The 12,237-nt window shown below is 59.9% G+C and carries 13 protein-coding genes; 7 read left to right on the top strand and 6 right to left on the bottom strand.

Going from position 1 to position 12,237, the window contains the following annotated elements; translation table 11 throughout:
- Nucleotides 1-30 precede the first annotated feature (30 nt).
- Nucleotides 31-1,254 (bottom strand): urate hydroxylase PuuD, encoded by a 1,224-nt coding sequence (locus ACR0LX_RS08910; protein WP_480783385.1) that lies wholly within the window; start codon nt 1,252-1,254, stop codon nt 31-33.
- A gap of 96 nt (nt 1,255-1,350) precedes the next feature.
- On the opposite strand from ACR0LX_RS08910, the gene ACR0LX_RS08905 reads away from it, so the two are divergent.
- Nucleotides 1,351-2,271: a LysR family transcriptional regulator gene (locus ACR0LX_RS08905; protein WP_480783384.1), complete on the top strand. Its 921-nt coding sequence runs from the start codon at nt 1,351-1,353 to the stop codon at nt 2,269-2,271.
- 26 nt (nt 2,272-2,297) lie between these two features.
- Here ACR0LX_RS08905 and uraH read toward each other — a convergent pair whose 3' ends face one another.
- Nucleotides 2,298-2,654, bottom strand: coding sequence for a hydroxyisourate hydrolase (uraH, locus tag ACR0LX_RS08900; RefSeq protein WP_480783383.1), 357 nt, complete (start codon nt 2,652-2,654; stop codon nt 2,298-2,300).
- Between the two features lie 207 nt (nt 2,655-2,861).
- Between uraH and puuE the strand changes: the two genes are divergently transcribed.
- The 3 genes from puuE to ACR0LX_RS08885 are packed head-to-tail and all read left to right on the top strand — an operon-like array spanning nt 2,862 to nt 6,254.
- The gene (gene puuE / locus ACR0LX_RS08895; protein ID WP_480783382.1) at nt 2,862-4,280 is read left to right on the top strand and encodes an allantoinase PuuE; all 1,419 of its coding nucleotides are present in this window, start codon (nt 2,862-2,864) and stop codon (nt 4,278-4,280) included.
- Entirely contained in the window at nt 4,277-4,771 is a 495-nt protein-coding gene (locus ACR0LX_RS08890; RefSeq protein ID WP_480783381.1) for an ureidoglycolate lyase, read from the top strand. Before puuE ends, ACR0LX_RS08890 begins: the two co-directional genes overlap by 4 nt.
- A gap of 55 nt (nt 4,772-4,826) precedes the next feature.
- Nucleotides 4,827-6,254, top strand: coding sequence for a nucleobase:cation symporter-2 family protein (locus ACR0LX_RS08885; protein WP_480571891.1), 1,428 nt, complete (start codon nt 4,827-4,829; stop codon nt 6,252-6,254).
- 39 nt (nt 6,255-6,293) lie between these two features.
- Here ACR0LX_RS08885 and ACR0LX_RS08880 read toward each other — a convergent pair whose 3' ends face one another.
- The 3 genes from ACR0LX_RS08880 to ACR0LX_RS08870 form a co-directional block, all read right to left on the bottom strand.
- Nucleotides 6,294-7,283, bottom strand: coding sequence for a type I glyceraldehyde-3-phosphate dehydrogenase (locus ACR0LX_RS08880; protein ID WP_480783380.1), 990 nt, complete (start codon nt 7,281-7,283; stop codon nt 6,294-6,296).
- 54 nt (nt 7,284-7,337) lie between these two features.
- Nucleotides 7,338-7,661 carry a hypothetical protein gene (locus tag ACR0LX_RS08875; protein WP_480571897.1) on the bottom strand — a complete coding sequence of 108 codons (324 nt, stop codon included), beginning with the start codon at nt 7,659-7,661 and terminating at the stop codon, nt 7,338-7,340.
- 80 nt (nt 7,662-7,741) lie between these two features.
- Nucleotides 7,742-8,575: a bifunctional allantoicase/(S)-ureidoglycine aminohydrolase gene (locus ACR0LX_RS08870; RefSeq protein ID WP_480783379.1), complete on the bottom strand. Its 834-nt coding sequence runs from the start codon at nt 8,573-8,575 to the stop codon at nt 7,742-7,744.
- Between the two features lie 174 nt (nt 8,576-8,749).
- Between ACR0LX_RS08870 and ACR0LX_RS08865 the strand changes: the two genes are divergently transcribed.
- A complete protein-coding gene (locus ACR0LX_RS08865) occupies nt 8,750-9,106 on the top strand; it encodes a hypothetical protein (protein WP_480783378.1) in 357 nt (118 codons plus the stop codon).
- 13 nt (nt 9,107-9,119) lie between these two features.
- Here the strand turns inward: ACR0LX_RS08865 and ACR0LX_RS08860 are convergent, their stop codons facing one another.
- Nucleotides 9,120-10,055 carry a 2-hydroxyacid dehydrogenase gene (locus ACR0LX_RS08860; protein ID WP_480783377.1) on the bottom strand — a complete coding sequence of 312 codons (936 nt, stop codon included), beginning with the start codon at nt 10,053-10,055 and terminating at the stop codon, nt 9,120-9,122.
- 121 nt (nt 10,056-10,176) lie between these two features.
- On the opposite strand from ACR0LX_RS08860, the gene ACR0LX_RS08855 reads away from it, so the two are divergent.
- Complete coding sequence (locus ACR0LX_RS08855) at nt 10,177-11,412, top strand: acyl-CoA dehydrogenase family protein (RefSeq protein WP_480783376.1); 1,236 nt, start codon at nt 10,177-10,179, stop codon at nt 11,410-11,412.
- Between the two features lie 10 nt (nt 11,413-11,422).
- Complete coding sequence (locus ACR0LX_RS08850; protein WP_480783375.1) at nt 11,423-12,223, top strand: thioesterase family protein; 801 nt, start codon at nt 11,423-11,425, stop codon at nt 12,221-12,223.
- Nucleotides 12,224-12,237 lie beyond the last annotated feature (14 nt).

Raw genomic sequence — 12,237 nt, 5'->3', positions numbered from 1 at the left:
GTAGCCGACAAAATCAGGCGCGTAGACGGACTAGGAATCCGCATTGCGGAACCAGCGGATGATCACGGCGCGGTCCTCGGGTTCCATATAGGTCACATTGGCGGGCGGCATGGCATGCGTCACACCTGCCTGCAGATATATCTGTTGCGCATTCCGGGCGATGTCACCTTCGGTTTCCAGCAGAACGCCTTTGGGGGCCCAGAGGATGCCGTCCCACACCGGTTCGCGGGCGTGGCACATTGAACAGCGGCCCAACACGATGTCATGTGCCTCGTCGAAACCCTCGGCAGCGGCGAACCGCTGCTCGTAGGGTGTCAGTGGTTCAGCCTCGGCCTCCTCGACCGGTTTGTACATCGGCGCAGTGGACAGCCACATGATGGCGACGAACAGAAGCGCGGTCACAAGCCATGTCCAGGTCGGGTTGCCCGCGCGGGCATGGTGGGTGTTGAAATAGTGTCGGATCGTCACGCCCATCAGGAACACCAGCGACGCAATGATCCAGTTGTATTCGGTCGCAAAGGCCAACGGATAGTGGTTCGACAGCATCAGGAACACGACCGGCAAGGTGAGGTAGTTGTTGTGGGTCGAGCGTAGCTTGGCGATCTTGCCGTACTTTGGATCCGGCGTGCGGCCGTTCTTGAGGTCATCCACCACAATGCGCTGGTTGGGCATGATGATGAAAAACACGTTCGCCGTCATGATTGTGGCGGTAAACGCGCCCAGATGCAGCATCATTGCGCGCCCGGTGAAAATCTGGTTGTACCCCCAGCCCATCACCACCAGCAGCACAAACAGCAAGACCATCAGCAGGGTCGGGCGCTCACCCAGTCCCGATTTGCACAGGTAGTCATAGATCAGCCAACCCACCGTCAGCGAAGCGGCCGAGATCAGGATACCCTGCCACAGCGCCAGATCGGCCTTTTGTGCGTCGATCAGGTACAGCTCTCCGCCGACCCAATAGACCAGCATCAGCAGCGCCGCGCCGCTGAGCCAGGTGGCATAGCTTTCCCATTTGAACCAGGTCAGATGGTCCGGCATCCGTTCGGGCGCGACCAGATATTTCTGAATGTGATAGAAGCCGCCGCCATGCACCTGCCATTCCTCGCCATCCGCTGGGCCAGGAATGTCGCGGTTCAGGCCAAGGTCCAACGCGATGAAATAAAAGGATGATCCGATCCAGGCGATTGCGGTGATGACGTGCAGCCAGCGCACGGCAAAAGCCATCCAATCCCAGAACACGGCGAAGTCGTACATTGGTGATGTCTCCGATTGCTTGGGGCCACACTAGGCAAGCGGGTATTTATTCGGTATTCCCATATATTGCCAAGCTGTATCAAAAAAATCGAAAAGATGTCCTATCTCGACAACATACGCACTTTTGTCAGGGTTTACGATCTCGGCAGCATGTCTGCTGCCGGGCGTGACCTGCGGATTTCTCCCGCAGTGACCTCAGCCCGAATATCGCAGCTCGAAGATCATCTCGGGGTTCGCCTTTTTCAGCGGACAACGCGGAACCTGTCGCCAACCGAACAGGGCAAGGCGTTCTACCCCGGCGCGGTGTCGGTGCTGGACGCGGTGGATGAGGCCGAGGCGCAGGTCACGCATTTGACCGAGGCGCCGCGCGGATCGCTGTTCGTTGCAGCGCCGCTTGGCGTCGGGCGGCGCTTGCTGGCCCCGAACGTGCCAGATTTTCTTGCCGAATACCCTGAGATTGATGTGCGGCTGCGATTGACCGATCGATCCGTTGATCTGACAACCGAAGGGCTGGACCTGGCCTTTTTCATCGGTCAGCCAGAAGACAGCACATTGCGCATTCGCAAGATCGCGGATTGCCAAAGGGTCTTGTGTGCCGCGCCCGATTATGTGGATCGGCGCGGGATGCCGCAAACCGGTCGGGATCTGATTGCAGACAAGCACGAGTGCCTGAACCTGCGCTATCCCGGCGCGACCGAGTTCCAATGGGTACTGGAAACGCCAGATGGCCCAAATCGCTTTGCCGTGACCGGGCGCTTTGAATGTGATGACGGGGACGTGCTTACGGATTGGGCGCTGTCAGGGCAAGGGATCGCAATGAAGCCGATGTTCGAGGTGGCCGATCACCTGAAAGCCGGAAGGTTGGTGTCTGTCGCGCAACAGACGCCTCCGGTTCCGGTACAGATGGCGTGCCTCTATACCCATCGTCGGCATCAGGATCCCAAAGCCCGGTTGTTCATGGATTTCATGATCGAACGGATCAGCAAGGTCGTGCGAAGCGTCGAAGAAACCGCCTAGAGGCGGGGTCGATCAGCAGCGGTCCTCTAGCTGCCGCGATAGGTCGAATAGCCGTAGGGCGAAAGCAACAGCGGCACGTGATAGTGCGCCTCGGCATCCGACATACCGAACCGGATTGGCACTTGATCCAGAAACAGAGGCTCTTCGGCGGTCTGATCGGTTGCGCGCAGGTAATCTCCGGCGAAAAACACCAGTTCATAGGTGCCGGTTTCAAAAGTCTCTTGCGGCAGGATCGGTTCGTCCGTGCGGCCATCGGCATTGGTCACGGTCTCGGCCAGTTTGTGATGCGTGGTCCCGTCCACCTTATAGAGCGCGATCTTCAGCCCTTGGGCCGGGCAGCCGCGTGCCGTGTCCAGAACGTGGGTTGTCAGGTATCCAGCCACCGGAACCTCCTTCTTTTTGTTCGCGCCATTTGTGCTCGCAGCCGGATGGTCTGCGCCGACAGGTATATTTTGAGACACTCTGATTTGAAACCGCAGCATTTGGGAATGCCGAAAGAAATGGAAACAGCGTTCGGATTGATTTGATAATTCTACCGGCAATTCTGCGCTAAAGCTGTGTGAACTGAATAGACCAAGACGGAAAACAGCATGCAGCCTCCTCGTTATCCCCGCGATATGATCGGATACGGAGCCACCCCGCCAAACGCCCAATGGCCGGGCGGTGCAAAGATCGCGATTCAGATCGTGCTGAACTATGAAGAAGGCGGTGAGAACTGCATCCTGCACGGCGATGCCGCATCCGAGGCATTTTTGTCCGAGATCGTCGGCGCGGCGCAATGGCCGGGTCAACGCCATTGGAACATGGAGTCTATATATGAATACGGCGCGCGCGCCGGGTTCTGGCGTCTGCACCGGTTGATGAAGGACCTTCCGATCACGGTGTACGGCGTGGCGACCGCATTGGCACGTTCGCCCGATCAGGTTGCGGCAATGAAATCCGCCGGATGGGAGATTGCCAGCCACGGCCTGAAATGGGTCGAGCACAAGGACATGTCGGAAGACGAAGAGCGCGCCCAGATCGCCGAAGCGATCCGCCTGCATACCGAAGTTGTCGGCGAGCGTCCCTATGGCTGGTATACTGGACGGTGCTCCGAGAATACCGTGCGTCTTGTGGCCGAAGAAGGCGGTTTCGATTATGCCGCAGACACATATACCGACGATTTGCCCTACTGGACAAAGGTCGGTAAACGCGATCAGCTGATCGTGCCCTATACGCTGGATTGCAACGACATGCGGTTTGCCACACCGCAGGGATTCAACTCGGGCGATCAGTTCTATTCCTATCTCAAGGACAGTTTCGACGCGCTTTACGAAGAAGGCGAGGCTGGTTCGCCCAAGATGCTGTCGATCGGTTTGCACTGCAGACTGATCGGCCGCCCGGGCCGCGTCATGGCGCTAAAGCGGTTTCTTGATTATGCGGGCGGGTTTTCCGATGTCTGGTTCGCGACACGGCAGCAGATCGCTCGTCACTGGGCGGCGGTACATCCGGTGCAGTCAGCCGCGAAACCGTCATTGATGCAGCGGTCCGAATTCGTCGACACTTACGGCGGTATCTTCGAGCATTCCGCCTGGATCGCGGAACGGGCCTATGATCTGGAACTAGGCCCGGCCCACGACACCGCTGGGGGTTTGCACAACGCGCTGACCCGCATGTTCCGATCCGCGACCGAGGATGAGCGTCTGGGCGTCCTGACCGCGCACCCGGATCTTGCGGGCAAACTGGCACAGGCCAAACGTCTGACGGCGGAAAGCACGTCTGAGCAGGCCTCAGCCGGTCTGGATGCTTTGACGGATCAGGAACGGCAAGCTTTTACCGACCTGAACACGCAGTACATCGAAAAATTCGGGTTTCCCTTCATTATCGCGGTGCGCGACCATGACAAGGCCTCGATCCTTGGGGCGTTTGAACGCCGGATCGAACAGGATCGTGCGACCGAATTTGCCGAAGCGTGCCGTCAGGTCGAACGCATTGCCGAATTCCGCCTGCGCGACTTGTTGCCGTCATGAGCCTGCAGATCGTCGTCGAACCGATCTCGGCCAAGGCATTCGCGCCATTCGGAGATCTGATGGAGGTGACCGGTGAGCCCGACAAGATCATCAATCAGGGTCAATGCGGGCGATATCACGATCGTGCCTCGCTCGACTTTTCGGATGGCCGCGCCGGGATCAGCCTGTTCAACGCCAATCCAAGGGCGTTGCCCTACCCGCTGGACATGGTCGAACGCCACCCGGATGGCAGTCAGGCTTTCATCCCAATGTCTCACCAGCCCTTTCTGGTCATCGTGGCACCGGACGAGGGAGGCAAGCCGGGTCTTCCGAGGGCGTTCGTCACGCAGCCGGGCCAGGCGGTGAACTACCATCGCAGTACGTGGCACGGGGTTCTCACACCCCTGTACGCACCGGGACTGTTCGCGGTCGTCGACCGCATCGGCGACGGCCCCAACCTTGAAGAATACTGGTTCGACGAAGCTTACCAGGTAATCGAACCACAAAGCTGAAGCCGACGCAGAAACGGCAAGAACCCCATTGGATCTTAGGGAGGACAACAAGACCATGGCCGACACTTCGATAGGAACGCCCGAGCAACTTCGGGATCCAAATTTCACCCCCGGGTTACACAAGGCGATCCCTTTGGGCATTCAACATGTTCTGGCGATGTTCGTCTCGAACGTGACGCCCGCGATTATCGTGGCCGGGGCCGCCGGGTTCGGGTTTGGCTCGAACTCGCCTGATTTTCCGCAGCTTCTGTATCTGATTCAGATGTCGATGCTGTTTGCCGGTCTTGCGACCCTGCTGCAGACCGTGACCATCGGGCCGGTTGGGGCCGCCTTGCCCATTGTCCAGGGCACAAGCTTTGCCTTCCTGCCGATCATGATCCCGCTGGTTGCGGGCAAAGGCGTCGACGCGCTGGCCGCTCTGTTCGGAGGCGTGCTGATCGGCGGCTTGTTCCACGCCTGTCTGGGGCTGGTCATCGGCAAGATCCGCTTTGCGCTGCCGCCTTTGGTGACAGGCCTTGTTGTAACAATGATCGGTCTGGCCTTGGTCAAGGTCGGTATCCAATACGCCGCCGGCGGTGTGCCCGCCATCGGAACGCCCGAATACGGCTCGTTACTGAACTGGTCTGCCGCGCTGGTCGTTGTTGTCGTCACACTCGGGCTGAAATTCTTCACGCGCGGGATGCTCTCGGTTTCGGCGGTTCTGGTTGGTCTGGCTGTTGGCTACGCCTACGCTCTGTTGATGGGCATGGTCACCTTTGAGGCAATTGGAACCAGTTGGGGTCGCGCTGCGGCATTCGCGCTGCCGGTACCGTTCAAATACGGGTTTGAATTCTCTGCCGCCGCCATCATCGGTTTCTGCCTGATGTCATTTGTATCGGCGGTGGAAACCGTGGGCGATGTTTCGGGCATTACCAAAGGCGGCGCAGGTCGTGAGGCAACCGACCAAGAGATCGCCGGTGCCACTTACGCTGATGGTCTGGGGTCTGCCGTTGCAGGTATTTTTGGCGGCTTTCCCAACACCTCGTTCAGCCAGAACGTTGGCCTGATCGCGATGACCGGCGTGATGAGCCGCCATGTGGTAACCTGCGGAGCGCTGTTCCTGATCCTGTGTGGGCTGGTTCCAAAAGTCGGTGCCATCATCCGTACCATTCCGATTGAGGTTCTGGGCGGCGGTGTGATCGTGATGTTCGGTATGGTCGTCGCCGCCGGTATCTCGATGCTGTCCGACGTGAACTGGAGTCGCCGCAACATGGTGATCTTTGCCATCTCGCTGAGCATCGGTCTGGGGCTGCAACTTGAGCCCGGCGCAGTGCAGCACCTGCCGGACACACCGCGCATTCTGATGACCAGCGGCTTGTTACCCGCGGCTTTGATCGCGATTGTTCTGAACTTGCTGTTGCCGGAAGAGCTGGCGGCTGAGTCGACCGAGGAAGTCTCGGGCGGTATGGCCGGTCATGGCTCGGGCAGCCTGCCGTCGGAATAAGCTAAGCACTTACCGCAGCGCCGATCAGGTGCTGCGGTTCTAACCGGTTTGGGCCATCAGCCGAGCCACGTCCAGCATACGTGCGGAAAAGCCCCATTCATTGTCATACCAGCCAAAGACGCGAAACTGGCGGTCCCCGACCGCGCGCGTCTCGGGGCCTGCGATGACCAGCGATTCAGGACGCGCCCTCAGGTCTGATGACACCAGCGGCATATCGGTCCAACCCAGTACAGCCGAGATGTCGACCGCCTGACGCAGCGCGGCATCAAAGGCGCCTGTGCCCATGGTTCGATCCAGCGAAACAACAAGATCCACAGCCGAGACGCTGGCCGTTGGCACCCGCACTGCAGCACCCGAGATGCGGCCCGCAAGATGCGGCAGCACAACATCGATCAACTGTGTGGCGCTTGACGTGGTTGGCACCATCGACAACGCCCCCGCGCGAGAACGCGCCAGATCGCCACGCGGCGCGTCCACCATGGGCTGACTGTTCGTATAACAGTGGATCGTTGTCATATGCCCCGAGACGATGCCGCCGATTTCGTCCAGCATCCTGACCAGCGGCGCAAGGCCGTTGGTTGTGCATGAGGCGTTCGAGACGATCCGGGCGGTGCCCAGTTGATCTTCGTTCGCGCCCAGAACCACGGTCACCTCGGCAGCAGGTGAGGGCCCCGAGATCAGAACCTTGCCCGCCCCGGCGGTCAGCCCGCGACGCGCGACATCCGATGTGCGGGCAACGCCGGTGCAGTCCAGCAGGACGTCGACGCCGCTCAGGTCCACATTGGCCAGATCGGCGCTGTGAGTGACCGGAAATGCCTGCCCATCGACCTGCAGCGCATCGCCTTCAGCCAGCACCTTCCCGGGATAGGGGCCGAACGTGCTGTCGTATTGGAACAGGTAGGCGCAGGTCTCAAGCGGCGCGATATCATTGATCAGCACCAGCTCGATATCACCGCCGCGCGGCTGGGCCAGCAGCTGCCGCAAGATCGTGCGGCCGATACGGCCGAATCCGTTGATCGCGAGTTTCATGCGCAAGCTATGGCAGGCGAAACAGGCGACCTCAATGAAAGTATTGTACCAATCTCAGCCGCAGCTGACCTGCGAAAAGAACTGACCCGAGATGTTCTGATACATGCTGGGGACGATCACTTTGCACCCGGTTGCCTGCTGGATCGCGGCAATTGCCTGAATGGTGCGCAGACGTGGCGGCGGGCCAAAGGGGTTGAGGTTGTTGTTGTCGCGCGTCGCCCGGTAAATGACGGGTTCATCGGACACTTGGGTCACCGCCCAGGTGCGGCTCATGACAAAGACGGATTTGGTTTCTTCCTTCGCCGCAACCGGCGTTGCATCCAGGGCCGTCAGGCCAACCACGGCCGCGATGGCCAGAATCGTTCCGCGCAAAAACATCGAATGTCTCCAGTGCTGAAATTTCCGCCGTATTTCAACAGATTCCGAGGCTTATGTGAACCCCTTGCCCGTGAAGAGGGTTAGCGCGGTGACAGGCTCAGCGGCATGTGTCGGTTCACATCCTTGTAGAGCAGATAGCGAAAGCGGCCCGGACCACCGGCATAACAGGCCTGCGGGCAGAAGGCGCGCAGCCACATATAGTCGCCGGCCTCAACCTCGACCCAATCCTGGTTCAGCCTGTAAACCGCCTTGCCTTCAAGCACATATAGCCCGTGTTCCATCACATGGGTTTCGGCAAAGGGAATCACGCCGCCGGGTTCGAAATTGACGATATTGACGTGCATGTCGTGGCGCACATCCTGTGGATCGGCGAAACGGGTGGTGGACCAGCGGCCCTGTGTGCCCGGCATTTCGATCGGCGTAACATCGCGTTCATTGGTTATAATCGGGTCCGGCAGGGGCAGGTCCGGTACGGGCTCATAGGCTTTGCGAACCCAATGAAAGCGAGCAACGCTGTCAGCGGTATTGTGCAAGGTCCAATCCGACCCGGGTGGGATATACGCGTATCCGCCGGTCTCAAGATTGTGAGTCTCGCCACCCAAGGCCAGCGTCACGGTGCCCTCGACGACAAACAGCACGGCCTGCGCCTGCGCGTCGGTTTCGGGACGGTCGCTGCCGCCACCGGGCTGAACCTCCATGATGTATTGCGAAAACGTCTCGGCAAAACCGCTCAGGGGGCGCGACAGAACCCAAAGGCGTGTGCCTTCCCAGAAGGGCAGGTAGCTGGTGACGATGTCGCGCATGGTGCCTTTGGGGATGACCGCATAGGCGTCGGTAAACACCGCGCGGTCTGTCAAAAGCTGATCCTGGCCGGGGTGTCCGCCGGTCGGCGCATAGTAGTTCGGTTGTGCCATCGAATGCCTCGGGTTGGTGGTCCGGGCACTATGCGGATAACCGGCAACCTGGCCTAGCGGCGGTCTGCCAATAGGATTGTTCTGAAAATTTTGAAGATATCACTCGGGGCTTGGCCCCGGGCGTCGCGCGGTATAGTGTTGAACCCAAACCTTTTTCAGTTTCATGAGGCCATTATGAAGGCTTGGATTTTCACTACACTGGCAGCCTGCGCTGCCCTTAGCCTAAGCTGCGCTGTTCAGGCAAAACCTCTGTCCCGAATAATCTCGGAAATGGGCTTGAGCCCGGCCGATTTTGAGGTTCTGAGCGCGACTTCGGACTCAATGTTCGCCAATGGCGCACCCGGTGTTGGAACCGAACGCGAGTGGATAAATGACGCCACCGGATCCAAAGGCACGATTCGGGTCCGGGAAGTCCGCGACAACTGCGTGCATTTGCAGCATTTCATCCGTCCGGACGGTGCCGATCAGACCCGTGAGGTGCGCACCCGCAGATGTCGTGATGCAAGCGGCGCGTGGGTCATGACACCCTGACCGGGCGTCCCGGCTAGTAGCCACGCTCTCGGTCGACCTCGTGCAGCAATGGCGCGCCGGTGCTGAGCCGCCGGAAGTTTTCGGCCACATCCGCCAGCGCGTCGCCCAGATGCCAGCCCGAGACATGGGGCGTGATCGTCACACCCGGATGGGCCCATAGCGGACTTGTGGGTGGCAGTGGTTCCTGACTGGTCACGTCCAATACCGCATGCCCTGGGCTCCCGCTGTCCAAAGCAGCGATCAGGGCGTCCTCGTCGATCAGATCGCCGCGCCCGGCATTCAGCAACTGGCTGCCGGGTTTCATCATCGACAGCACCTGCTTGCCGAACAGCCCAACTGTCTGCGGTGTCGATGGCAGGATGGCACAGACATGATCGCAGTGTGCCAGTACCTCGGGCAGCGCGTCGTCTCCATGCAGACAGGTCACGCCCTCGATAACTTTGGGCGAGCGGCTCCATCCCAGAACCTGGAATCCAACAGCGCGCAGCATGATGGCCGTTCGCGCGCCGATGTGACCCAGCCCCAGCACGCCTACCACGGTGTCAGGCGTGCTGACCGGCGCTTTCGGGGACCACTCGGCCCGCGTCTGCGCGCTTTCATGGAACGCCATGTGCCGTTGCTGACGCAGGATATAGGCGACAAACCATTCGGCAATGCCCTGAGCAGGCGCATCCGGCTTGAGCCGCGCAATGCGAACATGGTCTGGCAATTTCGGATTGCCGACGATGGTTTCAACGCCAGCCCCCAGTTTCTGAACCAGTTTCAGGTTGGGCAGGCGACTCGGCTGATCGTCCTGCAATCCAACCAGCGCCAGCATGGTGATGTCTGAGGCGTCCCCGATCGTATCAGGCGTACGCACATCCGCGTCAGGAAGCCGTTTGCGGACCTCTTGTGCGATGTCGCTGTCGCTTATCCAGCCGGTCAGGCCCGTCTCGATCAATAGTGCCATTTGCGTGCCCTTGTTTTGGTTGCAGGTGACGTCCCGTCACGCGGGTAGACATGGTATCGGCAGCTAAGTCATTCTCGGACCCAAGGTAAAGCCCGGTTTGCGGGGCGTAGGAGTAGTAGCAATGACAATGTCTTTCGGGCTGCGCGAGGAAAACCGCGTTCTGTTGAGCCGGGTGGCGGATATGATCCGGGATGACATCATGCCCTTGGAGCGTGAATATCAGGCCGAGGTCGGCAAGGGCGACCGCTGGCAGTACACGCAGCGGCAGACGGACATACTCGAAGGATTGAAGGCCAAGGCCAAAGCCGCTGGTCTGTGGAATTTTTGGCTGACCGACAGCGACAAGGGGTTTGGCCTGACCACGGTTGAATACGCCTATTTCGCCGAAGAGATGGGCAAGACGCCGCTGGGGGCCGAGGTTTTCAACTGCTCTGCCCCCGACACCGGCAACATGGAGGTCTTTGAACGCTACGGCACTGACGCGATGAAGGAACAGTGGCTCAGGCCACTTTTGGATGGTCGGATACGGTCTGCGTATCTGATGACGGAACCGGATGTCGCCTCGTCCGACGCCACCAATATCTCGATGTCCTGCGTGCGCGATGGCGACGCCTATGTCCTCAATGGCGAAAAGTGGTGGGCGTCCGGGGCAGGCGATCCGCGTTGCAAAGTCTATATCGTGATGGTCAAGACCGCCGGAGACGAGCAGCCGAAACACAAGCGACAATCGATGATCGTCGTGCCCGCCGACACGCCCGGGATCGAGGTATTGCGTCCGATGCAGGTCTATGGCCACGATGATGCGCCGCACGGCCATATGCATATCAGGTTCACCGATGTGCGTGTTTCGGCCGAGAACATGCTGCTGGGCGAAGGACGTGGTTTCGAGATTGCGCAAGGCCGTCTGGGGCCCGGCCGTATCCACCATTGCATGCGCGCCATAGGGCAGGCCGAAACTGCACTGGAACAGATGTGCAAGCGGTCGCTTCAGCGCGAGGCGTTCGGCAAGAAGCTGGCGCAGCTTGGGGCCAACTACGACATCATTGCGGAATGCAGGATGGAGATCGAAATGGCCCGCCTTCTATGCCTCAAGGCGGCCTGGTACATGGATCAGGGCGACGCCCGCGCTGCCGCACCGTGGATCAGTCAGATCAAGGTCATCGCCCCGCGGGTTGCGCTCAAGGTCATCGACGAGGCAGCGCAGATGTTCGGAGCGCAGGGGATCAGTCAGGACACACCACTTGCGACGGCCTGGACCCATGTTCGGACGCTGAGACTGGCGGACGGTCCGGATGCGGTGCATCGCAGGCAGGTGGCGCGGGCCGAATTGAAGAAATACACGCAGGAAAAGGTCTGATCGAAATACAATGACAGACGCGCAGTCCAAGCCCAGTTTCTTTCATGTCTCAGAGGGTGGGGTTTTCGTCGGAAACGATCCCGCCCGTGGGCCGTGGTCGGCAGATCACTGTCATGCGGGTCCTATTGCCGGCCTTATCACGCGCGCCGCCGAGGCCGAGGTTGGTTCAGACAAGATGCTGACACGGCTGACCGTGGATCTGATACGCGCAGTGCCGTTGTCGGGGTTGCATGTCGCGGCGGAAACCACGCGGCACACCAAAACCCTGGCAACGACCCGAGTAACGGTGCACGATCTGGACGGGACGCTTTGTGCCAGCGCCTCGACCATGCACATGGTGCGCCGCAACCTTGGGCCCGTGCCGGATGCTCCGTCAGAACCAATTCTGCTGGCGGACGCCGTAAAGGGCCCGTTCCCGATAGGAGAGATTCGCCACAACCTGCCTTGTTTCGCGCATTTCGCCGACGTCAGATACCCGAAGGGAGGCAATCAAGGGGCCGGACCCAAAACCGTTTGGATGAATACTCCCGCTATACTCGATGGCGAAACGCCATCGCCGATTCAGGCGCTGTGCCCGTTGGCCGATTGTGGCAACGGTATCTCGTGGAATGCACCCACTTCCGAAATGGGGTTCATGAACACGGATCTGACGATGCAGATCCACCGCGAACCGCTGCCGGGCTGGTTCGCGGCGCAGTCACTCTCGCGCTGGCAGCCGACGGGGATCGGCATGTCGCAAACAGTGCTTTATGACACCGAAGGCCCGGTCGGCACGGCGTTGCAAACACTGGTTTTGTTCCCGCCCACGTAAGTTGACGCGCGGGT

The sequence above is a fragment of the Ruegeria sp. CH11 genome, assembly GCF_056537105.1.
This window is presented reverse-complemented; position numbering and strand designations above follow the sequence as displayed.